This is a genomic window from Agrobacterium vitis, from assembly GCF_037039395.1.
Taxonomy (GTDB): domain Bacteria; phylum Pseudomonadota; class Alphaproteobacteria; order Rhizobiales; family Rhizobiaceae; genus Allorhizobium; species Allorhizobium vitis_E.
Genome location: NZ_CP146242.1, coordinates 1857744 through 1883215, shown reverse-complemented (window position 1 = coordinate 1883215; position 25472 = coordinate 1857744). Strand labels below are relative to the sequence as shown.

Below are 25472 nucleotides of genomic sequence, written 5' to 3'. Positions count from 1 at the left end.
TAAGCGTGGTAGGACAGCCAATGTCTTGCCTGTCCCGGTCTTTGTCGTCGGCCGATTTCACGCCTGCTGGCGGAAATCGTGATCCTCATCATCCGGTCCACCCATGGAGAGGTCGAGGGCAAAGCCCTTGGCCCTCGCTTGCTGAGCGGAAACGGTCTGAGCTGCTGACGGCCTGCGCACAACAGCCGCCGCTGTCGTGATTTTGGTCGGTCTTGCAGGCTGCGGCATATAGTTCTGTGCCACTTTCTTCTGCGCTTTCAGTCCATCGACCTTGAAGAAGGCGATGGAAGCCTGGAGTTCCTCGGCCTGGGCGGCCAGTTCTTCAGAGGTCGCAGACATTTCTTCCGAAGCGCCGGCATTCTGCTGTGTCACCTTGTCGAGCTGCTGGATCGCTTCGTTGATCTGGCTGGCGCCAATATCCTGCTCACGGCAGGCAGCCGAGATCTCGGAAATCAGGTCTGCCGTCTTTCTGATGTCTGGAACCAACCGGCCGAGCATTTCACCGGCTTCCGTTGCCACCTGTACCGTCTGGCCAGACAGCGTGCTGATTTCAGCCGCTGCCGCCTGGCTGCGCTCGGCAAGCTTGCGCACTTCAGAGGCAACCACTGCAAAGCCCTTGCCATGCTCTCCTGCACGGGCGGCTTCAACCGCTGCATTCAAGGCCAGAAGGTCGGTCTGACGAGCGATTTCCTGGACGATCGAGATCTTCTCGGCAATCGTGCGCATCGCGCCAACCGCACGGTTTACCGCTTCGCCGGAGGCTTCCGCATCCTTGGAAGACTGGCGGGCGATCTTTTCGGTCTGGGCAGCGTTGTCGGCATTCTGCTTGATATTGGCCGCCATCTCTTCCATCGAAGCAGAGGCTTCTTCGGCAGACGAGGCCTGTTCCGTTGCACCCTGCGACAGCTGTTCTGAGCTTGAGGACAGTTCTGGCTGCCGGAAGAGACGTTGTCGGAGGCCGACAAGGCATCGGCAACGACACCCCGAAGACGCTCCACCATGCTCTGCAAGGCAAGGCCAAGCGTATCGACATTGGAACGCGGCGTCGGCGTCACCGTCAAATCACCATTGGCAATCTTGTCGGCAATAGCCGCCGTTTCACGCAGATTGACGGTCATGGATCGCATAGCGATGCCCAATGAATCCTTGCTCGAGAGAGGCGTGATATCCTGGGATAAATCACCTTCGGAGATGCGGTTTGCCAAAGCGGCGGTTGCCCGCAGATTTTCGGTCATCCCGTTAATCGTCATGACAAGATCCTTGATCTCGTCATTGGTTTTCACCTCGACGGTCTGATCAAGATCACCGATGGAAACGGCATTGGCAACAGTTTCGATCTTGCGAAGCCCGGCGCTGATGCCGAGAGCAATCCACAAGGCAGCCGCAATCGCCAGAAGCGTAGCGACCCCGGCGACAACGAGAACCATGGTCCTCGTATCAGCATAGAGAGTATCTGTGTCCTCATCGGCTTTGGACATGCCCTGCTTCTGAATTTCGACCAGTTTTGTAATGGCCTCAGCCATATTGGATGCCATAGACCGCAGGTCGCCATTTGAAAGCGCAATGGCATCATTCACTTTGCCGGCTGCCTGGATATCCGGCAAACGAGCCGCAGACTCTCTGAAATCCAGAGCATTCTTAATTACGGCCTCCCAGTAGGGTCTGCCCTGAAGACTTGCAATCGTAAGACCTGCCTGTGCCAAGCCAATCATATCTTTGATGTTGGCGTCGGATACCTGATAATATCCCTTGGCTTCCGCATCGTCCTTGGAAAGCAGAGCATTTTTCTGGGCACGAATGGCTTCTGACATTTTGCTAGAAGCCGACAATGCGTATTCGAGCCGCTTGGCCGGTCCGGTGATGATATCGGAAGCAGCCTGATTGATCGTCCCGATGCTGGAGATGCCATACAATGCTACCGCAATCAGCATTGCGATCATAAGCCCGAAAGCCAGCGCGAGTTTGAGCTTTATTGTGAAACGCATGTGCGTCATCCCTAAATTAATATAGAAGGAATTCCAGGCCGAACGACATCATTCGTTCGAAGCGGATGAGGACCGGCTCGGCGCACATACATGCCTGTCGGGTGCCATCGGGCCGCTATTCGGCCCGATGCGAAATCGAATACGAGCCTGGGTCAGGCCGACTGGCGAAAATCCAGATCCTCCTCATCCGGACCGCCCATGGAAAGATCGAGGGCAAAGCCCTTGGCTCTTGCCTGCTGGGCAGCAACCGACTGAGACGACATCGGTGTGCGGGGTTTTGCCGGTGCAGCCGTCCGAACTGGCGCAGCACGAGCGGCAACAGCCCGGGTCTGAGAAGCCGGTTTTCTTGCGCCAGCACCATCAACCTTGAAGAAGGCGATGGAGGTTTGCAGTTCCTCAGCCTGTGCGGCCAGTTCTTCAGAGGTTGCAGACATTTCTTCCGAAGCGCCCGCATTCTGCTGCGTCACCTTGTCGAGCTGCTGGATCGCTTCGTTGATCTGGCTGGCGCCGATATCCTGTTCGCGGCAGGCAGCCGAGATCTCGGAAATCAGTTCCGCCGTCTTTCTGATGTCAGGAACAAGACGGGTCAGCATTTCACCGGCTTCTGTTGCCACCTGTACCGTCTGGCCAGACAGCGTGCTGATTTCAGCCGCTGCTGCCTGGCTGCGTTCGGCAAGCTTGCGCACTTCAGAGGCAACAACTGCAAAGCCCTTGCCATGCTCTCCTGCACGGGCGGCTTCAACTGCCGCATTCAAGGCCAGAAGGTCGGTCTGACGAGCGATTTCCTGGACGATGGAGATCTTCTCGGCAATCGTGCGCATCGCACCGACCGCACGGTTTACCGCTTCGCCGGAGGCTTCCGCATCCTTGGAGGACTGGCGGGCAATCTTTTCGGTCTGAGCGGCATTATCGGCATTCTGCTTGATATTGGCTGCCATCTCTTCCATCGAGGCAGAAGCTTCTTCCGCAGACGAGGCCTGTTCCGTCGCGCCCTGGCTGACCTGCTCGGAGGCAGATGACAGCTGCTGGCTACCCGAAGACACATTGTCGGATGCCGACAGCGCATCGCCAACCACGCCGCGAAGACGCTCGATCATCGTGTTGACATATTGCAGCATGTCGCCGATTTCATCGCGTGAGCGGATTTGGGCAAACTCCGTCAGGTCGCCATCGGCAACCTTTCGCACAGCCACAACCGCACGATTGATACCGCCGGTGACGCTGATGACAATCCAGACCGCTGCCATGACGGCGATAACGGAGGCCGCAATCGACAGGGACAAAAGCATCAACCGGGTGCTGGCATATTCGGCATCGCCAGCGGCGTCAGCATCGCGCAGGCGGGACTGCTCCAGAGTGACGACTTGCGACAGGAGATCGTCGATTTCATTAACAGCCTTGCGGTTCTCATTTGTCGAGATTTTCAGTGCGCCCGCAGTGTCGCCAGCGATTGTCAAAGCCTTGATCTGGTCGTCGGTCTTTCGGAAGTCAGCTTCCACCACGGCAAGCTTGTTCCAGAATACCTTGCCTTCTTCCGTTGCCTTGGCCATCACGGCAGCAAAAGCCTGGTCGAATTCGGCACGCGATGCATTGGCCTTGGCGATACTGGATTTGATTTCGTCTTCGGATTGCGCCAGCTGAACATTCTTTTGCTGACGCAATTGCTGAAGCTGCTCCATCTGGAGCTGTTGAGCCAGCCGCAACCGCTCTACCGGACCTGCAAGCATATTGCCCGTGGCATCGTTCATCGATCCCAGGCTTTGAATTCCCAGAACCGAACTGGCAATCAGCAACGCGACGACAACGCCGAAAGCCAACCCCAGCTTCATTTTGATTGTAAACCGCATAACAGACCTCAATTTGTTGCCAGACCAGCCGCTGGAGCGGCGATCCGGTCACTTGTGCTGTAAAAAATTGCCTGGAGATTGGGGAGAATGATGAATTCTCCATCCCGTTTGACCAGGCATTCGATGAAGTCGGGACGCCATCGCATTCCGACGCTCGGGGGCGGTTCGCTGGCGGAGTGCGCCAATGTCGTGACTTCGAACACCCGGTCCGTGCGAATACCGGTGAGGGTGGTTTCACCATCGAGATCGAGTTCGATGACAATGATACGGCTGTCGATGGTCGGCTCCGTTGCCTCCATGCCGAAGGCCAGCCGGATATCGGCCAGTGGAATGACCTTGCCGCGAAAATTGATGACGCTGGAGACGAAGGGTTTTGCGCCCGGCACCTTGGTTTCCGGCAGGAGATCGATGATCTCCTGCACCGTGATGGCCTCGATTGCGAACGTCTCGCCATTCAGGTTGAAGGTCAGCACAGCGACTTCATCGCGATTGGCCCAGAAGTGGTGAAAATCCTGTTTGTTAGGAACCATGCTCATCCTGCTACACGCAATTGCGCCTCCTGCTGTTGGCCCGCGCTGACCAGATGGGTGACATCCAGGATGAGCGCGACGCTGCCGTCACCCAGGATGGTCGCGCCCGAAAACGTCGCGACATCATGGTGAAGCTTCGACATGGATTTGATCACGGTCTGGTGGTCGCCGATGATCTGGTCGACCACCAGGCCGACCCGCTCGTCGCCGGTCGAGATCACCACGACCTTCTGGAAAGGATCAGGCTGCGTTCCCGTGTGGAACAGATCCCTGAGCCTGAGGAAGGGAACCAGGCTGTCACGCAGCGAAATGAAACTGCGGCCCCTGGAGCGCAGATCGTCCTCGATCGACAGTTCCAGGCATTCCTCGACCGCCGACAGCGGAATGACGTAGCACCCGGTACCAACCCGCACCAAAAGACCGTCGATGATCGCCAGCGTCAGCGGAATGCGCAGGGATACTTCAGAGCCCTTGCCGTTTTCACTGCGGATGTCGATCACCCCGCGCAGGGCCTCGACGGTTTTCTTCACCACATCCATGCCGACGCCACGCCCGGAAAGATTGGTGATCGTCTGGGCGGTGGAAAAGCCCGGCTGGAAGATCAGCTGCAACAATTCCTGGTCCATTAGCTGCTGGCCTGGCTGGATCAGCCCCGAGGATTCCGCCTTGGCCCGGACCCGGTCGCGGTTGATGCCACGGCCATCGTCCTTGATGGTGATGATCACTTCACCACCGGACTGATGGGCCGCCAGCACCACCTTGCCGGCTTTGTTCTTGCCAGCCGCCAGGCGTTCTTCCGGCGGTTCGAGCCCGTGGTCGATGGAATTGCGCACCAGATGCACCAGCGGATCGGCCAGCCGCTCGATGACGGTCTTGTCCACTTCCGTGGTTTCGCCTTCCGTCTCCAGCTCGATGACCTTGCCGGTCTCGCGGGCAAGATCGTGGACAAGGCGGCGGAAGCGGGTGAAAAGGCTGCCAACCGGCACCATGCGCAGCACCATCATCGTATCGCGCAGCTCACCGGAGAGCCGCTCGACATCTTCCGAAACGGATCGCAGCATGATGTCGGCGCTGGTATTGGCCAGCTGCGACAGGCGGGACTGGGCAATTACCAGCTCGCCGACCCTGTCCATCAATTCATCCAGGCGCTCGGCCGGAACGCGGACATTTTCAGCGGCACGGCCATGCTTGGCGTCATTGGAACCCGTCTGAGCGGCGGCGGGCGCCGCGGCCTGAGCCTGGCCTGGCGCGGGCTTGTTGTCAGGCGTCACCGGCGCGGCAGCGGGTTGTTCGGCTGGATCATCGGCGGCAACGGTCTCGGAAGAGGCCGCGGACGCATCCTCGGTCAGTTCGAGATCCATGTCATCCATGACGAAGATGAAGACATCCTCGATATCCGACTTCGGCTTTTCGGTAACAAGCTCGACGCTCCAGCCGATATAAAGATCGACAGGAGAAATCTCCTCAAGACTTGGGATAGCGGTCAAATCCGCTTTGACGATGCATTTTCCAAGGTCTCGAAGCTCGTCCAGAAGGCCGAGTGGATTGGTGCCATTGACCATGGAATTGGCTGGCAGGCGAAATTTCATCCGCCATGTCTTCGCAGCCTGCCGGGCTGCCGGCTGCGGCTTGGCGGCTCCACCATTGCCGGGCTTTGCAACCGGCACCGCATGCGCATTGCCACCATGGTCGCCGACCGCGGCCTGCAACTTGGCCAGCAGATGCTCTCCGGCGGCTTCATGATCGCCATTGGGCGTGGCAACCAGTGCCTTCATGTGGTCCTGAGCGTCGAGAACGGCTGCGACAAGCTCGGCGGTTGCCGGTACTTCACCCTTGCGGACACGGTCGAAAGCGGTTTCGCAATGGTGGGTGAAAGCGGCCAGAGCCTCGAAGCCAAACATGGCTCCGGATCCCTTCAGGGTATGAAGACCGCGGAATACCGAATCGATCTGATCTTGATTGGACAGGTCATGCAACAGGTCGAGCAGGCCGTTTTCGATCTGCTCGAACAGCTCTGCTGCTTCTGTCCTGAAAACCTGAATGGGATCCAGATTTGTCATTTGCCGAGAACCTTTCTAGCAATTTTCACCAGCTGTTCGGCATCGAACGGCTTGGTGATCCAGCCGGTCGCACCAGCGGCCTTGGCCCTGTTCTTCATGTCGGCGTCGGATTCGGTTGTCAGGAAGATGATCGGAATACCCGTATGGGCCGGAGACCGGCGCAGAGCCTCGATCATCGCCAAACCGTTCATGTTGGGCATGTTGAGGTCGGTGACGATCAGATCGAACTGCGATGACTTGGCCTTGTTAAGACCATCCAATCCATCGACGGCTTCGGTCACCTTGTAGCCGGCATTGGTCAAGGCGATCTTCGTTGTCATGCGGATGCTGGCGGAATCGTCAACAGTGAGAATATGGGCACTCATGGCATTACCTTTCATGTAACCAGAAAAATCGAGCGGACGGATCCATGTCGGTCAGGAAGCCGCTGCGCTCCAGCGTGGACAAAACACCACCAACCGCAGCGTTTCGAAGCGTGAGATCCTGGCCATTCGTCTGCGCAGACATGCGCGCCGCTTCAATCAATTGAATAAAACTCAGGTCAACCTCCGCTTCCGCGGGGATGTCGATAACGACGGCCTGAGCAGCCGAAAGGCCTGTCAGAAGCTGGTCCCTGGTGGTCTGCACAGTGCGAATGGTCAGCGCCTGTGGCAAGGCAATGGTCTCATGCGGCAATGTTTGCGTTATCATCGTCATTCCCGTCCCGCTGGCTGGGGTGTTGGTTGGTATTTCGTCTGCTTGTGGAGGCGCAGGGCATTTTCAGGATGGGCGGCATCCAGGGACGGCGTCCCTTTCATGTGGATCCTCATCTCTGTCTCACGCGCTCCCATGACCGAGGCGATCTTTGGCCATTGCCGCTCAAAAGCCTCGACGCAGGCCGGATCGAAATGACGACCCTTTTCGCTCCTGATATGATCCAGCGCGTCTTGCAGCGACCAGGCCGGCTTGTAGGCACGGGGCGAGCACAATGCGTCGAACACATCAGCGAGTGCGACAATGCGTGCTTCCAGCGGAATTTCCCGTCCAGACAATCCCTTGGGATAACCGGTTCCATCCCATTTCTCATGATGGCCGCCAGCAATCCGCTCGGCGACCCGCAACAGATCGGAGGTCCCGTTCTCCAGAATCTTGACGCCGATATCGACATGCCTGCGCATCATATCCCGCTCGCTGTCGGTCAATCTGCCGGGCTTGGACAGGACGCCATCGGGAATGCCGATCTTGCCGACATCATGCAGCGGGGCCGCCAGATAGATCTTGCGCTGCCGATCCTCGTCGAGCCCAAGATCCTGCGCCAGCAGCCTGGAAATCTGCGCCACACGCGAGACATGATCGCCGGTTTCCCCGTCGCGATATTCCATGGCTCGGGCCAGACGCCAGATCAGTTCCTCTTCGCTGGCAACCAGTGCTGCGGATTTCGCCGTCACGGCAGCAGCCAGACCATCAGCCCGCAACGACAGTTCCACCTGGGCACGCCGCAGGCTCAAAAGGTTACGCGCACGGGCCTTCAACTCGACCGGATCGGCGGATTTCCGCAGAAAATCCGTCGCCCCCGCATCCAGCGCATTCAAGCAGACCGCTGTTTCGGTCTCCGAAGTGATCATCAAAATCGGCACCAGCTCATAGTTCGGCATGGCACGCAAAGCGGTAATCACATCGATACCCGAGCGCTTTGGCATATTGTAATCCACCAGCACCAGGTCGAATTGCCGGGTCTCACAAACGCGAATGGCTTCCTCGGGATCGGCGAAGATTTCCACCTCCAGACCCGTAATTTCAAGGAGTTCCAGACGCAATGCCAGTAGTGTGGATCGGCTGTCGTCTATCACAACGGCATGCAAGGGAAGCTCCATTCCGCCATGAAGGCTTGAATAGCAACGGTGACACGCGCATGTTCCCATGCGATGTGACAAGCCATCTCAAGCGCTGTTAATATCTGTGAATTTTTTGGGACCATTCCGCATCATGCGGGGAGCGAATTCCGGAACATTGTGGCAACGCCATAGATATTTCCAGATTTCTGAAACGAATTCTCACGTTAGTAAGTTAAGATAGAACTAACACTGTTAGGCCACAACTATATTTAATTGATAGCTCTAATAAGCCATAGGATTTTGGGGTTTATTAACGTGTTGTTTTTGTTGATTCATCCAATATTTTTTTGACAAAAAACAACCAATGGGCGTAAAAAACTTCCTGACGTGGACGGTGCGCATGTCCCGAAAACAGACAGGATCTGGCCCGCCAATTGTGGCATCCGGGTTTTGTATCAAGCATCTGAATCATTGGTGAGCCAGCGAATCACGCCAACCGCTGCCGCCCGCCCGGTGGCAAGACAGGCGGTCAGCAGGTAGCCGCCGGTTGGCGCTTCCCAGTCCAGCATTTCGCCAGCGACGAACAGGCCGGGACGGTCCACCAGCATGTAGCTGCTGTCGATACCGCTCCAGTCGATACCGCCCGCCGAGGAAATCGCCTCCGCCAGCGGGCGTGGTCGCAGCAACGGTAGCGGCAAAGCCTTGATGAGACCCGCGAGCGATGCGGCATCCCGGTTGGCAATGTCGGGAACGACCTCCCGCAAGAGCGCCGCCTTGACGCCGTCCAAAGAAGCCGCCTTACGGAGCCGGGTCGAGAAACTGGCCTTTGCGGGTTGGCGGGCAAGATCTTCCGCCAGCTTTTCAAGCCGCTTTCCCGGTGCAAGATCGAGCAGAAGAACTGCCTTGCCATGAAGGCGAAGATCATCGCGCAGGGCAGCCGCATGGGCATAGATGAGGCTGCCCTCGATCCCGTGCCGGGAAATGACGAATTCTCCCTGGATCTGCCCCGCCGCAGACGTGGCGGCAACCGATTTGACCGGCTCGCCAGCAAACCGATCGCGGAACATATCGCTCCAGGCGCTATCGAAGCCGCAATTGGCAGGTCTGAAATCCATGACAGCAACGCCGATGTCCCGCAGCCACGGCACCCAGGCGGCGTCCGAACCTAATCGTGGCCAACTCGCCCCACCCAGCGCCAAAACCACCGCATCTGTCACAACAGTGACATCGCCATCCGGCGTTGCGAACCGATAGCCATTTTCGGAAAAACCAGTCCAGCGGTGCCGGGTGCGGATCATCACACCTTGATCCTGCAATGTCTTGATCCAGGCCCGAAGCAGCGGTGACGCTTTCATTGCCCTTGGAAACACCCGGCCTGAGGAGCCGATGAAGGTCTCGGTTCCAAGACCTGCTGTCCAGGCGCGTACATCATCCGGCGTAAAACCATCGAGGGCTGCCTTCAAATGGCGTCCAGCCTCCCCGAAACGGCTCGAAAACCGCGCATATTCTTCGGAATGGGTGATGTTCAGCCCGGATTTGCCCGCCAGAAGAAATTTCCGGGCCAGTGTCGGCATCGCCTCATAGATCGTTACAGTCAAACCAGCCCGCGACAGGCTATCCGCCGCCATCAGGCCCGCAGGGCCCCCGCCGATGATCGCAACCGTCTTGCCTGTCATGCCTGTCCCTTGCCACGATATCGCTTGCGAGCGAATGTCAGCTGGTTTTGGGCAAAGCACAGGTTAAAAGCAAGCGGAACCCTCAGCCAATTGCCATCAGGCTGGCATTGCCTCCGGCAGCAGCCGTATTGGTGGACACCGAAACCTCCTCGACCAGCCAGTTCAGGCAATAGGCATCATCAGGACCAAGCTCGTTATCCAGCTCATCACGTGATGCCACCTGGGTCAGGACCAGCGGACCGGGCAGGGCGGCAATGGCTTTTGCCTGCTCGATAATCTGCTCACCCTCGCCTTCCAACAATGCGCCTGCGAAAGGACCTGCCTTAGCCCAGCCTGACCTTTCGACAAAGCTAGTACGGGCAAGCAGACCATCAGGCAGGCCCGCCAGCCCCTCACGAAGATCGGGGCTTGCATCGATAACCATGCTGTTGCCGGTCGCCAGCGCGCTGGCCATTTGCCGGTAAAGTCCCTGCTTGGTGCGGGGCAGCAGCAGAATGGTGCCACGCGGATGCAGGGCATAAAGGTTGCGCTCTCCGACCGGCCCCGGCAGATCCTGGACCAACCCGACTGCCGAGAGGCTGCCGAGGCTGCGCGCCGCTTCAGCCGCTGCCGTTTCACCCTGCTCGTCAAGCCATTTGGAAAAATCCAGCAGGCCCGGATCAACATGAACCGAACTATGCTGTGGCGGCACCGGCGGCTTTTCAACCAAACGGCCCAGGTAGAGCGGGCCGCCAGCCTTCGGCCCGGTGCCGGACAGGCCACGGCCACCGAACGGCTGCACGCCGACCACCGCGCCAATCACATTGCGGTTGATGTAGAGATTGCCCGCCTTCACCCTGGATGTCACATGGGCAATGGTCTCATCCAGCCGAGTATGCAGGCCGAAGGTCAGGCCATAGCCGGTGGCATTGATCTGGTCGATCAGGCGGTCGAGATCGTTGCGCCGGTAGCGCAGCACATGCAGGACCGGGCCAAACACTTCCCGTTCAAGATCGGACAATGCGCCGATCTCGATGATGGTCGGCGCAACAAAAGTGCCGTGCTCAGCGCCCTCGCCTGCACCGATCTGCTCCACCGCTTTGCCCTTGGCGCGCATGGCGTCAATATGCGCCTCGATCACGCCCTTGGCCTCGGCGGTAATCACCGGACCGATATCGGTGGACAGCCGGTCCGTGCGGCCCAGCGTCAGTTCATGCAGCGCCCCTTTCAGCATGGCAAGAATGCGATCCGCCACCTCATCCTGAAGGCATAGAACCCGGAGCGCCGAGCAGCGCTGACCAGCGCTGTCGAAGGCAGACGCAATCACATCCGCCACCACCTGTTCGGCAAGCGCCGAGGAATCGACGATCATCGCGTTCTGTCCGCCGGTCTCGGCAATCAGCGGGATTGGCCTGCCATTGGCACGCAGACGCCCGGCAAGCTCCCTCTGGATCAGTTTGGCGACCTCGGTCGAGCCGGTAAACATCACGCCCGCCACCTGCGGCGAGGCCACCAGCGCCGCCCCGATCCGCCCGTCGCCTGGCAGAAGCTGAAGGGCGGCACCGGGGACACCCGCCTGATGCAGGAGGCGCACAGCCTCAGCGGCAATCAGCGGTGTTTCCTCGGCGGGCTTGGCCAGAACCGGATTGCCTGCCACCAGCGCTGCCGCCACCTGTCCGGTGAAAATCGCCAGCGGAAAATTCCAGGGGCTGATGCAGACAATTGGCCCCAGTGGCGCATGCACCGGCCCCAAGGTGCGGCGCGCCTGCTCGGCGTAGTAGCGCAGAAAGTCGATGGCCTCGCGCACCTCGGCAATGGCATTGGCCGCCGATTTGCCCGCCTCGCGCATGATCAGCCCCAGCAGTACCGGCAATCGCCCCTGCATCAGGTCGGCAGCCTCGTCCAGCATCCGCGCCCGCTCCAAAGGCACCGTCTGCGCCCAGGTCTGCGCATGAAGCGCGGCATCGGCCACGGCCTGGCGAGCCTCTTCCTCGGTTGCTTCCCTGATACTGCCAACCACATCACGATGGTCGCCGGGATTAACGACGGGACGCACAGGCCCGGCACTTTTCCCGGCAATCAAAGCAGGCACCGCATCCCAAGACCCGCTGTTGGTCTGGCGCAAGGTCTCGCCAAGCGCCTGCAACACAGCTTCATTGCTGAGATCGAGACCTGCGGAATTTTTGCGGCCTTCGAAAAGATCGGCGGGCAAAGCAATCCTGTCATGCTTTGCACCCGGCTGTACCATGGCGAGCACGGTTTCTGTCGGATCGGCAATCAACTCCTCCACGGAAATGGCGGGATCGGCGATCCGGTTGACGAAGGAGGAGTTGGCGCCATTTTCCAGCAGGCGACGCACCAGATAGGCCAGCAGCGTCTCATGCGTGCCCACCGGCGCGTAAATCCGGCAGGGGCGATCCAGCTTCGCTTTGCCCACGACTTCGTCGTAGAGCGGCTCTCCCATGCCATGCAGGCACTGAAACTCGTAGGAGCCGGTTTTGAAATCCGGGCCGGCGAGATGATAGATCGCCGCCAGCGTCTGGGCATTGTGGGTGGCAAATTGCGGAAAGATCACATCCCGCGCCGCCAGCAGCTTTTTGGCGCAGGCGATATAGGAGACGTCGGTGTGAACCTTGCGGGTATAGACCGGAAAATCCTCCAACCCATCGACCTGCGCCCGCTTGATCTCGGCATCCCAATAGGCCCCCTTGACCAGCCGCACCATGATGCGACGCTCTGCACGGTGGGCAAGATCAATGATGAAATCCAGCACGAAGGGGCAGCGCTTGCCATAGGCCTGTACAACGAACCCCATGCCATCCCAGCCCGACAAAGCCGGATCGAGGCAGAGGTCTTCCAGCAGATCCAGCGACAGTTCCAGCCGGTCGGCCTCTTCGGCATCGATATTGAGGCCAATATCATACTGCTTGGCCAGCAGCGCCAGCGCTTTGACCTGTGGCAGCAATTCGCACATCACCCGCTCTGCCGTGGCGCGGCTGTAGCGCGGATGCAGGGCTGACAGCTTGATGGAAATGCCGGGGCCATCATAAATGCCGCGTCCCGCCGAAGCCTTGCCGATGGCATGGATGGCCTGCTGGTAATCCCGGAAATACCGCGCCGCATCGCCAGCCGTGGTCGCCGCCTCGCCCAGCATGTCGTAGGAATAGCGGAAGCCCCTGGCTTCCAGCGGGCGGGCGCGTTTCAGCGCCTCCTCAATGGTTTCGCCGGTGACAAACTGCTCCCCCATCATCCGCATGGCCATATCGACACCCCGGCGAATAACCGGCTCCCCGCACCGGGCAATCAGCCGGGTCAAGGCTGCGGACAGGCCGCGATCATTGACGGTCGAGGTCAGCTTGCCAGTCACCACCAGTCCCCAGGTGGCGGCATTGACGAACAGCGACCGGCCACCGCCGAGATGGGCCTTCCAATCCCCCTCGGCAATCTTGTCGCGGATCAGCGCATCGCGGGTAGCGTGGTCGGGAATGCGCAGCAGCGCTTCGGCCAGGCACATAAGTGCCACACCCTCCTGGCTGGACAGCGAATATTCATGCACCAGCCCCTCGACGCCGCTGCCCCTGTGCTTGGCGCGCAGGGCTTCGATCAGTGTGCGGGCAGTGCCCTCGACGGTGCTGCGCATGGCATCCGGCAAGCGGGCCGCCTCTAGCAGCGGTGCCAGGCATTCCGGTTCTGGGCGGCGATAGGCAGCCGTAATCGCCTGGCGCAAAGGGCTTGGCTGACGCAGCGGCGGCGCGAAAGCGGCAAAGATTGGCTCTGGAGAGGATGAAACGGCCTGCGATGCGACGGAAACGGTCTGGTTCATCACTGTTATCCTGGCTCGATGGAGATTTTTGCAATGACCGGATCATACCATGGGGTCAATAAAATCAGCGAACTTGAATTCAAGGCCAATCTAGTTAAATTCTCTAAAAAATCGCAGATTTTCAGGAGATATGATGGCAAAAATTGAATCGGACAGTGGGATCGACCAATTCGACATGAAAATTGTCGAGGCGCTGTCGCAGGATGGCCGGATGTCGATTACCGACTTGTCCGAGCGGGTTGGGCTGTCAAAAACACCCTGCCAGGTGCGACTGAAACGGCTGATGGATGACGGCTATATTCTCGGCTTCCGCGCCGTGCTGGATGCCCGCAAATTCGGCCTGGACCACATCGCCTTCGCCGAGGTGAAACTGTCCGACACCCGTGAAACGGCATTGACGGAATTCAACACGGCGGTCCGCAAGATCCGGGAAGTGGAGGAGTGCCATATGATCGCCGGCGCCTTCGACTATCTGTTGAAGGTGCGCACCGGCGATATCCGTCGCTATCGGCAGGTTCTGGGTGAGAAGATCTCCAGCCTGCCGCATGTGGCGAGCACATCGACCTTCGTCGTCATGCAGGCGGTCAAAGAATATGGGCGGTAAACGGTTTTGTCTTGGCGACCCTGCCCATCAATGCACGGTGCCGGGCTGCGGATGGCTGTCGTCGAGAATACGATAGACTTCGTAAAGGGCCTTGACGAGGACATCGGTGAGCGAATCGATTTCCTGGCTCAGAACCAGAGCCGCCAGGTTGGAGGTTTCGATGGTCGCTTCCGGTTCAAAATCGTCAGACATAGGCCTATCCTGTTTCCCCGGGATCATCCCGGCTTTCTGTTGGCGGCGACCAACGTCATCATGACGCGAAAAGACGCCGCAACACTGTCATTTTCTGCGGAGTTCGACCGGGTCAGCTTACAGCGCCGTGCGTTTTATAAAACGCAAAAAGCATGCTGTAATGCTTTGATTCCGCTTCATAATTTTCTCCTTAAATCGATTCCGATTTATGGAATTATGCAGCAGGTGTGCAGTCAAACTGCCGGATCAAAGCCTAAAACCCGAGCCAGATCTCCTAGCTCTCCCTGACAACTCTAAAAGCCGTCGCTTGCGTGGGACTGGATCGTCTCCTTTTTTCTGATGAGCCGCTGTCACGGCACCCATCGGTCTTTTCTTGCGACTCAAATCACGTCACAAAAGGCGATGTTTACCCTTCCCGGCCTACACAGCTATGAACAGGAGATCAAGAAGAGCCGGTTTCGCGCCACCGCTTTTCCGATCTCCCATGAAAATGACATCCGTCCCCTTCTGGACCGCCAGTCCGATGCCACCGCCAACCACAATTGTTGGGCATGGCGGCTGGGGCAGACCTATCGCTTCAACGACGATGGCGAGCCCTCCGGCACTGCCGGAAAACCGATCCTGCAAGCCATCGACGGCCAGACGCTGGATGGCGTGCTGGTCATCGTGACCCGCTGGTTCGGTGGCATACTTCTGGGGAGTGGCGGCCTGATCCGGGCCTATGGCGGCACGGCAGCGCAATGCCTGCGGCAAGCCGAAAAGGTGGAAATCATCGACAGGACCACAAAGACCATCCGAATCGGCTTTGCCGATCTTGCGCTGGTCAAGGCCCGGCTTACCGCTGTCGCAGATCTGCTTGTCATCAAGGAGAGTTTTATCGATACGGGAGCCGAACTGACCCTCGCCATACCTGAGGAAAGGTTGGACGCGACCCTTAGCATGATCAGTGACGTGAGTGCTGGACGAGTTCAGGTGCTCAAGGACGAGATTGGCGCGCTGTAAAGCCGCACGCGCGCCGTCAACGGCGGCTATACCACCAATATAAAACCGGACGCACCAGCGAACCAAAGCGGGCGAGCAGCAGGAGCGTCATCCCGAAGAAAATCTCCCGGCGGCCTTTTTGCAGCTGGCGAACGATCCGCGCCGCGACAGTGTCTGCATTCCAGGGCTTGACCGTCCCCATAACGCGCTGTGCCTGAGGCGATCGCAAAGGCAATTCTGCGGCCAGTTGCGGCGTATCGGTATCGGGTGGAAAACAGATCGCCACCGTCAGCTTCGTGCCAACAGCTTCCATGCGCAGCGAATCGGCCAGTCCCACCAGCGCCGCCTTGGAGGCGCAATAAGTACCGTAGCCGTGCAGACCAATGAATGCGGCCCCGGAGGAAATCAACAGCATGGTGCCGCCCCGTGCCGTCATCCCCGCCCACAAGGCTTTAACGGCATGGATCGTGCCCATGACATTGATGTCGAGTTGCTGGCGCGCATCGGCGATGTCCATGGCATCCATGGTGGCCGGATGCACGATGCCGGCACAGGTCATCAGCAGATCGCAGGGTCCGAAACTATCCTCAGCCGCTAGCAAGGCGACCGACAGAGCCGGATAATCCGTCACATCCGCGGCATGAAGTCCGATATGCGAAAAACAGGATTGCGGCAGGCTGTTACGGGCCGCTTCAAGCCGTGCCTGCGAGCGGGCAACAAGACTGACCCTCGACCCAGCCAACAGATAGGCTTTCGCCAAGGCCAGCCCGATCCCGCTCGATCCGCCGGTAATGATCACGTGGCGCGGCGGGGTGCGGCTGTTCACGCTCTTGTCCTTCAGCGCTGCGCCAATTGCAGCATGACCTTCTGGACATCCATCGAGCCCATGCCGAAATTCTCGGCCTTCAGCCGGTCCAGAATTTCCGCCACTTTATCGACGCTGCGGGTAATCTGTTCGGGCGTATGGGCGCTGGTGATGAAGAACCGCAGGCGCGCCAGGCCTTCCGGCACCGCCGGATAGATAATCGGCAAGGCATTGATGCCCGCCTCGAACAATTCATTGGAGAGCTGCACGGCGCGCACCGAATCGGCAACAATCACAGGCACCACCGAGAAACCTTCGCTCAGACCGGTATCCAGCCCCCGCAGCTTGGCCTGATCAAGGAAAAGCTGGCTGTTGCGACGCAAGGCCTCTACCCGGTCCGGTTCTTCGTCCAGTACGGAAAGGCTGGCGATGGCAGAAGCCGCCAGCGCTGGCGCCAGGCCGACACTATAGACAAAACCACCGGCCTGCGCCTTCAACAGCGTGATCAGCGCCTCGCTGCCGGCAACATAGCCGCCGCAGCTACAGGTGGTTTTCGACAGCGTCCCCATCCAGATATCGACATCGGCGGGATCGAGATTGAAATGTTCGAAAATGCCGTGGCCACGCTGTCCAAGCACGCCCAGTGAATGGGCCTCATCCATCATCAGCCAGAAATTATACTGTTTTTTCAACGCAAGAAGACCCGGCAGATCGGCAACGTCTCCATCCATGGAGAAAATGCCCTCCGAGATCACCAGGATCCGTTCATGCAGGGGTGCAAGGCTTGCGAGAATGCGGTCCAGATCCGCCATGTCATTGTGCTTGAAGAAGCGGCGATTGGCGCCCGACAGCTTGATGCCCGTCAGGGCGCTGTTGTGAATGAACTCGTCATGGATCACCAGGTCTTTCGGCCCCATCAGGCTGCCGATGGTCGTGACATTGGTGAGATAGCCGCTGACGAAACAGATGGCGTCCTCGGTCTGGTAGTTCTTGGCAAAGGCCTTTTCCAGCTCTGCATGAATGGTGCGCTCACCGGCAACAACCCGGCTTGCGGACGCAGAGATACCGAACTGATCAATGGCCGTCATGGCTGCGTCGCGAATGCGCGGATCGCTGTTCAAGCCGAGATAGTCATAAGAGGCAAAATTGTCGTAAGCGCGCCCGTCAATATCGGCCGTGGCCCCGGAGGCGCTCTCATGCGCCCGGTAAAACGGATTGGGCATATTCAGCTGCTCGCTGACAAGCTTCTGCATCACCACCTGCTTATATTCAGGCAGTTCGGCAAAACCAGGCTGGCTGCGCGACACGCTCTGCTGGCTGCGAGTGGCCCGGCTCCGGTCCACATCCTTTTGTACGCCACGCATACGGGCCAGCAGATCCTGACGCTTGTTCTCATTCATCCGCAGAAAACCCTAGAATTTTAGTCAATCGTCTATCACCTATGCCGAACAGAATGATGTTTATCAACACAAACATGAACAGGGGCGTAACGGATAGCAAAAACTGGGCCAGTTTTACTGGCCCAGCCCGCTGTGGCGGCGATGCAGATCGTCCATGATCTTGCTGTCTTGCGGTGTCGCCTCGTCCTTGTCGCCCGTCCGCCCACGCAGGCTGACTTTTTCATAGAGGCGGCGCGTCAGGTCGCCGACAGTGGCATTGTCGGCAAGACTGCTGAGGGGAATGTCGAAGCCGGTATTCTGCTCGAAATTCATACCAAGTTCGACCGCCATCAGACTGTCCAGTCCGATATCCTTCAGCACGCTGTTCAGCCCGATGCTTTCCTTGGGCACCCGCAACGTATCGGCAATTTCACCGGCAAGCACCGTAAACAGCACGTCCTGGGCCGCAGCCGGAGCCTTGCCGTCGATCAGCGCCACCAGATCGATCTCGCCGCCCTCACCGCTACCGGCATGCTGGTTGCTACGGCGCATGATCAGCGAAAACAGGGGTTCGTTGACTACGGCAAGCGAATGCGCGGCAGCCCAGTCGAATTCGGAAATCATCGCCACGGCCGCATCGACGGAGCCAGTATCGGCGGCGATATAGCGCCCGACCGCTGACAGTGCATCGCGGGCGTCCAGCGCCGTCTTGCCGATCCGGCGTCCAAGGCGTTCATTGACCTGCGCGTTGCGGGCCAGATAACCGGCATCGCCGATTGCTCCGAAACCGATGGCAAGACCAGCCAGTCCCTCGGCTCGACGCGCCCGCGCCAAGCCTTCCAGGAAGCCGTTGGCGGCGACATAATTGCCCTGACCGGGATTGCCGACATAGGTGGTGATCGACGAAAACAGAATGAAATTGTCGATCCCGTCCTGCCGGGTCAGCCGGTCAAGAAGTGCGGCTCCCTTGGCCTTGACGTCGATAACCGGCTGGTTTCGCGCGCGTGTCAAATTGGAGACGAAGGCATCGTCCAGCACCATGGCCGCATGGATAACGGACTTCAGCGGCGCAATGGTGCGCAGCTCAGTCAAAAGCGCCGACAAGGCAGCTTCGCTGGTCACGTCGCAGCCACGAATATAGGCCGTTACGCCCTGCTTGGCCCAACGGTCAACAACGGTTTGCGTCTCGGCATCGACAAGCCCGCGCCGAGTCGACAAGGCGATATGGCGCGCACCCTGCTCTACCAGCCAATCGGCAGCGGCAAGGCCGAAACCGCCAATACCACCGACCACCAAATGCATGCCATCGGCATCGACCGCCATCCGGCGCGCAGACTTTATCGCCACACGGTCACGGCCCGCAACCGGCGGCAGCACGACGATCTTGCCGATATGGCCGGCATTCTGCATCAGGCGGAAGGCATCGCCAATCTCGTCATGTTCAAAGGCGCGGAACGGCAGTGGCGTGAACACGCCCTGCTCGAACAAGCCACCGATTTCGGCCAGCATGCGGCGCGACAGATCGGGATGCAAAACCAGCAATTGGTCGGCGTCGATGCCGAAATAGCTGACATTGCGACGGAAAGGCCGCAGGCCGATCTTGCTGTCGGCGTAGTAATCGCGCTTGCCAAGCTCCAGGAAGCGCCCGAACGGCTTGACCAGCGACAGGGATTTTTCCATCGCCTCGCCAAACAGCGAGTTCAACACCAGATCGACACCTTCACCGCCGGTCACGTCAAGCACATCGCCGACAAAACCGAGCGAGCGGCTATCAAACACATGGTCCGCCCCCAGCGTTTCCAGGAAGCGCCGCTTTTCCTCTGTGCCAGCCGTGGCAATGATCTTGGCGCCGAAATGCCGGGCGACCTGAAGAGCCGCAAGCCCGACGCCGCCAGCGGCACCGTGAATGAGGATGGTTTCGCCCGGACGCACCCGCCCAAGCTCGTGAATGGCGTAATAAGCCGTCAGGAACACCACTGGAATGGTCGCCGCCGATACCGGGTCCACGCCATCCGGCAACTTGGCCACGCCAGCGCGCTCAACCTTGACATGGGTGCCGAAAGCCGCCGCGGCAATCGCCATCACATTGTCACCGACGGCAAGATCACTCACCTTGGCGCCGACAGCGACCACCTCACCGGCAAATTCCATGCCGATCGAGGCCCCGGCAAAGCCGTCTTCAAGCGCCTCTTCCGGCAGCAGGCCCATGGCCCACATCACGTCGCGGAAATTCAAGCCTGTCGCTGCGGTCTTCACCAGCACTTCGGTCGGTCCGATGACTGGGACCGGGCAGCTTTCCCAGCGAATACTGGCGACCTGCGAGGGCACCTGCTGGCGAATGACCGCCGCCTCAAAAGCATCCGTACGCTGCGCCGTCAGCGGGGCCGGACCAGGCACGGCGCGAATCTCGGCCATCCGCCCGGTTTCCGGCTCCACCAGCCATTCGCGGTTATCGCCCTTGTCGGCCAGCAGGCGCATGCCCCAGTCCAACATGATTTCCAGCGTATTGCTGGAGGGTCCGGTATCGACGACCTGCATGTCGAACAGGTCGAATTCGTTGCGCAACACACGGGCAAAGGCCCAAAGGCCTGCATTGACAGGCCCAGCATGGCTGGAACGGGTCAAGTCCTTGCCGGTAACGCCTGTGACGGGCGCGCCGCCGGGCAATACCAGCGTAACCGGAAGCCTCCTCGCAGCATCGAGTGCCGATGCCGCGACATCGCCAAGCGCCATGGCCAATGCGCTGAGAGCGCCGACCCGGTCCTGCAACAGCAGCGATCCATCCGCAGCCGCATCGGTATCGGGCATCAGCCAGACCATTCCGCCCAAGGCCGGTCCAGCCTTGCCCAGAGCGTCGGCCAGCATCGGCCGGTCCGTTTCAAAGCTGCCTGACAGGCAAAGCAAAGACACCTGGGAACCGCCCAGCGCTCTTGCCGCCGCCGAAAGCCGGGCAAGATCCGCGGTTTTTTCATGGACAATGATCACCGGTCCCCTGGCCGCAACCTCGTCTACCGACCCGCTATCCTGACGCGAACCAGACTCTGGCTCAGGAACGTCAGTCCGGCCTTGGGCTTCCGCCACGATGAGGCTGCCACCATCCGTCTGCAATTGCCGGGCATGGACTGCGGCAAAACCAGCCTGTTGCAGGGACTTCGTCCAGTCTTCGCTACCACCAAGCCGGCCGAGCGGAAATTCCTCTGAAACCGTCCTGTCGAACCAACCATCCAGCAGACCGAAGGCGAAATCATGGAACAGGCCGGGCGCTGGCTGCACGGCAACAAGGCGACGGGCCGAGGCCAAGGCGCCATGGCTGAGCCGTGCCAGCATTTCGCCATCCAGCAAGCGGCCAAGATCGGCATGAGCGCTGGCAATCAGGTCGACCGGCGCTTTCAGGAGCGAAAGCTGATCCAACCCCTTTGCATCAACGACAGTAACGCGCGGATCGGCCTCGAAAGACAGTTCCAGATTGCGGCGCAGGCCTGCCTCAGGCTCAAAAATCACCAAATTTCCGCCAGCCGCCCGAACCAGATCGGCGAGCTTGCGGCTGAGATGAAGCGAGCTGGCGCCAAGCTCGACCACCAGCGGCGGCGCATCGGCATCCAGCGTCGAAAGACAGTCGATCACCGCCTTCAGCAACACCCCATGGCGCTCAGTGGCAAGCGTGGAATGAACGGCGAAATGCTCCAGCGTTGCTTCGCTGATCACCCCGTCCCAATCCAGCCCCTCGTCCACGGCACCGGCAGGCTGATCAAGCACAGCATTGACGGCGGTAAGGACGTCATTGATCATCACCAGTTCAACGGTGCGCTCCGGGAAATCCCGGTAGAGTTCCCGGATCAACTCGAAAGCGGGCGGAAGATCGCTACCGTCTTCAAGCGTCCAGCTACCATCGGCATACTGGGCAAAGCCGCTATCGGTCAGGCTGTGCAGGGCATTGGCCAGGAACCGTCGCAACCGCACATCGCCCGGCAAGTCCACCAGCGACACGCACTGGTCTTTACCGGCAAGGCGCTCGGCAAGCGCATAGAAAGCGCTGAGCACGCAGGCATGGATCAGCACCGTGGCATTGTCCAGGTCGCGCTCCTGGCATGCGAAAACGTCGCCCAACGGCGCGACCAGAGCCGCACCCGGATCTTTCACCAGGGGCACCGCGATGGTTTCATAATGATAGGCAAGACCGTCGAGCGTCTTGTGCTGTTTCAGATAGGTGCGGCGGAACCGGCTATCGCTCAAAGTGGCGATCCGCTCACCGGCCTCGCCGAACAGATGGAAATTCGCCTTGATCGAGCTGTCGCTGATCCGCTCGATCTCGATTACCGCCCGATGGACCGGAGCACCGAGAACCCGCGTACGGACACGCCCGAAGCGCACGGGAATATAGGGCGCTCCGCCCTGCTCGCCGCTGAAGCGGCCAAACAGCGCCACCAACCCGTGGAACATCGCATCGACCGACATCGGGTTGAGATTATAGCGCAGCAACGGGTGGCCCGGCGCCGCTGCCGGCTTCAGGAACACTTCGACCAGCCGCTCGCCATGGCAGATCGCCTTTTCCAGCAATTGGAAGCGCGGCCCATAATCCAGGCCGAAATTGCGAGCCGTCCGGTAGGCGGCAGATTTATCCAGTTGCGATGTCGGGCTGGACAGGTCGAAATCAACCGCATCATCCAGTTCAGAAGCTGTGAGTTTGCGAACCCGGGCAACCGCATTGACCGTCCAGTCGTCATCGCTCAGCCGCTCGCGTGAGCGAATCTGAAGATCGCCGGTAGCAGAGGAAATCAGCGTGGAAAGCTCAACGATCCGGCTGTCGCTCAATTCCAGCGGCCGCAGGATCTCGACATTGCTGATCTCAAGCTGATCGGAGCCGAAATGCGCCTGCGCCGCCGAAATGGCGATTTCCACGAAACCGCTGCCAGGCAAAATGGCGCGGCCATCGACCACATGTTCGGCCAGATCGGGAAACAGATGGGCGTCGAGATGGTTTTTCCAATGGCCGCCATTCAAATCGACTCGCCATCCGCTCAACCGATAGGCCGACTGATCGAAACGGCCATAGAGATCGACGCGGTCACTGGTCGGCTCCGGTCGCAGATCCGCCCGCTCGAAAGGCACGCCCGGCAGGACGATATCGGCGCGGCGCGGACCGAAGACCTTGGCCTCATCCACCTTTGCGCCACTGGCGACAGCGCGCGCCAAAGCCCGCGCCACCGGATCAACCGTCTCATCCAGAGCCTCGCGGCTGAGGCTGGCACTGACGGCAACCGTCGACGACACATGCTGCGCCGTTTCCGACACATAGCCGCCAAGGATCGCTCGCGGAGAAATTTCAACGAACACGCTGCAACCAAGCGCGATAGCCGCCTCCGTCGCCCCTTGGAACTGCACCGGCTGGCGGACATTCTTCCACCAGTAATCCGAGGTCAGCGCAGTTCCCTCCAGCTGTTCACCCGTCACCGTGGAGATGAACGGAAGGGTGGTCTGGCGCGGGGTAATCAGTGGCGGATCGGCGGAAAAGGCGGGTTTCGCCTTATCGATCAGCGGATGATGGAAGGGATAGTCGATATCCAGCACCTGGGCTGGAACCCGCTGTTTGCGGGCATGTTCCCTCAGTGCCCGGATCGCGTCTTCACGACCCGAGACGGTCACCGAATTGGGCGCATTGATCGCGGCAATCGTCAAGTCATCAAAGCCAAGCTCGGCCAGCATGGCGCGGGCATCGGCCTCGCCAAGCTTCAGGGCCGCCATCGTGCCTTCACCGGCCAGCACCGCCTGATGCTGCGACCGTTTGGCGATCACGCAGACTGCGTCCTTCAAGGACAGCGCACCCGATACATAGGCCGCAGCGACTTCGCCGACCGAATGGCCGTAGACGGCATCCGGCACCAGACCGGCAGTTTGCAGCGCATCCGACAACGAGGCCTGGATGGCAAACAGCATAGGCTGGGCAAGCCTGGTATCTTTCAATCGGGCTTCCAAATCCGGATCGGTAAGGGCCGCAACAAGGTCAAGGTCCGAATGCGCCGTAAACAGCGCGGCAATCCGCTCATAGCTCTCGCGGAAGCCGGCGTTTGCCCGGTAGGCATCAAGACCCATGCCCGCCCATTGGGCGCCATTGCCGGAAAACACGAAGGCGAGCTTGCCGTTGCGCGACAAGGCCTCACCGGTTTCCCCGCCGGTCTTTGCGGTGGCAAGCCGTTCCCGCACTGCCTTGACGATGGCATCCGCACTGCCACTGGCAACGAAACGGTGCCGGAGCGGCGCACGATTGGAGGCCGCAGCCGAAATCAGGTCTTCGAGATCACCATCGCTGTCCGCCGCCGCAAAGGCCTTGTCATAGCTGTCCAGCAACGCTTTCAGGCTGTCCTGAGAGTGGGCGCTGGCCATGAACAGGCGACCGGCACCGGCTGGATTAGCCGCGCCTGACGCCAATTCAGGCGCCAAATCAGGTATCTGGGGATCGGCAATCACCACATGCGCATTGGCGCCGCCGAAGCCAAAGGAATTAATACCGGCAAGGCGCGGTAAGCCATCACGCTCCAACGCCACCGCTTGCGAGGCAACCCGGACATTCAGGCCATCGAAATCAATCGTGTCATTCGGCTCATTGAAATGCAGCGAGGCTGGCAGCAGGTCGTGCTGCAAGGCCATCATCGCCTTCATCACACCAAGCAGGCCGGATGCGGGTTCGGCGTGGCCGATATTGGTCTTGATCGAGCCGATCCAGACCGGTTCCTTGCGGCGCTGGCCGATGACCGTGCCAAGCGACCAGACTTCCGCGGGATCGCCAACCTTGGTGCCGGTGCCATGGCCTTCGATAAAGGCCAACCGATCCGGGTCGAGACCATTGCCGTCATAGACAGCGCGCAGCAGAACGGCCTGCGCTTCGCGCGACGGCAGCGAAATGCCGTTGGTGCGCCCGGCCGCATTGGTGCCGCTGGCAACGATCGTCGCGTGGCTGCGGTCGCCTTCGCGTCTGGCCTTCTCGCTGGAGCGCAGCACCAGCACGGCACCGCCTTCGGAGCGAACATACCCGATACCGTCATTGGCATAGGCCTTGCACAAACCGTCGATCGACAGCATGCGCGCCTGAGCAAAGCCGACGAAAGGCAGCGGATGGACCAGCACGTTCACACCGGCAACGATCGCTGTGTCCACCTCGCCAGACGCAATGGCGCGCACCGCGTGATCGAGTGCGACCAGCGAGGACGAACAGGCCGTATCGACCGTCATGCTCGGACCATTCAGGCCGAAGACATGCGAAATACGGTTGGAGACCACCGATAGCGTATTGCCGGTCATGAAATGCGGGCCGGGACCGGCGGGATCTTCCGCCGCCAGATTGGCATGGTCAAAACTGGATGCGCCGACATAGACCGCGACATTCTGGCCGGCCAGGCTATTGGCGGGGATATTGGCATCTTCCAGCGCCCGCCAAGTCAATTCCAGCAGGATGCGCTGCTGCGGATCCATAAAAGCCGCTTCGCGCCTGGACATGCCGAACAGGGCGGGATCGAACTGATAGATTCCATCCATCACACCGGCAGCGAAGGTGTAATATTTTCCAGGCGTACCGACTTCGGGATGCCAATAGCGCGCAATATCCCAACGATCCCCAGGCAAGGTCGAGACAGTGCATGCGCCGGCACGCAAAAGATCAAACAGTTCTTCGGGAGACGTGGCTCCCGGCGCGGCGCAGGCACGCCCTATAATCTCTACTGTCATCTATTCTTACGGATCTCAACAGTTTAACGAGGTCTGATAGCCTTTCAGATGTCCTCAGATATAATTATCCTTCACTTA

Annotated in this window: 14 protein-coding genes and 2 pseudogenes; 2 read left to right on the top strand and 14 right to left on the bottom strand. The window is 59.7% G+C overall.

Translation table 11 applies throughout. The features are described from left to right. Nucleotides 1-57 precede the first annotated feature (57 nt). The 10 genes and pseudogenes from V6582_RS27550 to putA form a co-directional block, all read right to left on the bottom strand. Nucleotides 58-1097 (bottom strand): annotated as a pseudogene (locus tag V6582_RS27550) (methyl-accepting chemotaxis protein); the annotation flags it as partial. 69 nt (nt 1098-1166) lie between these two features. Continuing rightward, nucleotides 1167-1931 (bottom strand): annotated as a pseudogene (locus V6582_RS27545) (HAMP domain-containing protein); the annotation flags it as partial. Between the two features lie 206 nt (nt 1932-2137). Continuing rightward, nucleotides 2138-3832: a methyl-accepting chemotaxis protein gene (locus V6582_RS11345; protein ID WP_156631387.1), complete on the bottom strand. Its 1695-nt coding sequence runs from the start codon at nt 3830-3832 to the stop codon at nt 2138-2140. 8 nt (nt 3833-3840) lie between these two features. Next, nucleotides 3841-4368 (bottom strand): chemotaxis protein CheW, encoded by a 528-nt coding sequence (locus V6582_RS11340; RefSeq protein ID WP_156631388.1) that lies wholly within the window; start codon nt 4366-4368, stop codon nt 3841-3843. Further along, the gene (locus V6582_RS11335; protein ID WP_156631389.1) at nt 4365-6422 is read right to left on the bottom strand and encodes a chemotaxis protein CheA; all 2058 of its coding nucleotides are present in this window, start codon (nt 6420-6422) and stop codon (nt 4365-4367) included. Before V6582_RS11335 ends, V6582_RS11340 begins: the two co-directional genes overlap by 4 nt. Further along, a complete protein-coding gene (locus V6582_RS11330; protein ID WP_015917544.1) occupies nt 6419-6787 on the bottom strand; it encodes a response regulator in 369 nt (122 codons plus the stop codon). The genes V6582_RS11335 and V6582_RS11330 overlap by 4 nt, the downstream gene beginning before the upstream one ends. 4 nt (nt 6788-6791) lie before the next feature. Continuing rightward, entirely contained in the window at nt 6792-7112 is a 321-nt protein-coding gene (locus V6582_RS11325; RefSeq protein WP_197434344.1) for an STAS domain-containing protein, read from the bottom strand. 2 nt (nt 7113-7114) lie between these two features. Next, the gene (locus V6582_RS11320; protein ID WP_156631391.1) at nt 7115-8263 is read right to left on the bottom strand and encodes an HD-GYP domain-containing protein; all 1149 of its coding nucleotides are present in this window, start codon (nt 8261-8263) and stop codon (nt 7115-7117) included. A gap of 428 nt (nt 8264-8691) precedes the next feature. Continuing rightward, on the bottom strand, nt 8692-9912 hold the full coding sequence (locus V6582_RS11315) for a TIGR03862 family flavoprotein (RefSeq protein WP_349508954.1): 1221 nt from the start codon (nt 9910-9912) through the stop codon (nt 8692-8694). Nucleotides 9913-9994: 82 nt separating this feature from the next. Continuing rightward, entirely contained in the window at nt 9995-13714 is a 3720-nt protein-coding gene (putA, locus tag V6582_RS11310) for a trifunctional transcriptional regulator/proline dehydrogenase/L-glutamate gamma-semialdehyde dehydrogenase (RefSeq protein ID WP_156631393.1), read from the bottom strand. Between the two features lie 133 nt (nt 13715-13847). On the opposite strand from putA, the gene V6582_RS11305 reads away from it, so the two are divergent. Then, on the top strand, nt 13848-14318 hold the full coding sequence (locus tag V6582_RS11305; RefSeq protein WP_156631394.1) for an Lrp/AsnC family transcriptional regulator: 471 nt from the start codon (nt 13848-13850) through the stop codon (nt 14316-14318). Between the two features lie 27 nt (nt 14319-14345). On the opposite strand, the gene V6582_RS11300 is transcribed toward V6582_RS11305, so the two are convergent. Further along, the gene (locus V6582_RS11300; protein WP_085946601.1) at nt 14346-14510 is read right to left on the bottom strand and encodes a hypothetical protein; all 165 of its coding nucleotides are present in this window, start codon (nt 14508-14510) and stop codon (nt 14346-14348) included. A gap of 402 nt (nt 14511-14912) precedes the next feature. Between V6582_RS11300 and V6582_RS11295 the strand changes: the two genes are divergently transcribed. Then, a complete protein-coding gene (locus tag V6582_RS11295) occupies nt 14913-15512 on the top strand; it encodes an IMPACT family protein (RefSeq protein ID WP_156631395.1) in 600 nt (199 codons plus the stop codon). A 16-nt stretch (nt 15513-15528) separates the two neighbouring features. Here V6582_RS11295 and V6582_RS11290 read toward each other — a convergent pair whose 3' ends face one another. The 3 genes from V6582_RS11290 to V6582_RS11280 all read right to left on the bottom strand — a co-directional run bounded on the left by V6582_RS11290 (nt 15529) and on the right by V6582_RS11280 (nt 25394). Then, nucleotides 15529-16317: an SDR family NAD(P)-dependent oxidoreductase gene (locus tag V6582_RS11290; protein WP_337739215.1), complete on the bottom strand. Its 789-nt coding sequence runs from the start codon at nt 16315-16317 to the stop codon at nt 15529-15531. 11 nt (nt 16318-16328) lie between these two features. Then, the gene (locus V6582_RS11285) at nt 16329-17696 is read right to left on the bottom strand and encodes an aminotransferase class I/II-fold pyridoxal phosphate-dependent enzyme (RefSeq protein WP_156631397.1); all 1368 of its coding nucleotides are present in this window, start codon (nt 17694-17696) and stop codon (nt 16329-16331) included. A gap of 114 nt (nt 17697-17810) precedes the next feature. Continuing rightward, a complete protein-coding gene (locus V6582_RS11280) occupies nt 17811-25394 on the bottom strand; it encodes an SDR family NAD(P)-dependent oxidoreductase (RefSeq protein WP_156631398.1) in 7584 nt (2527 codons plus the stop codon). Nucleotides 25395-25472 lie beyond the last annotated feature (78 nt).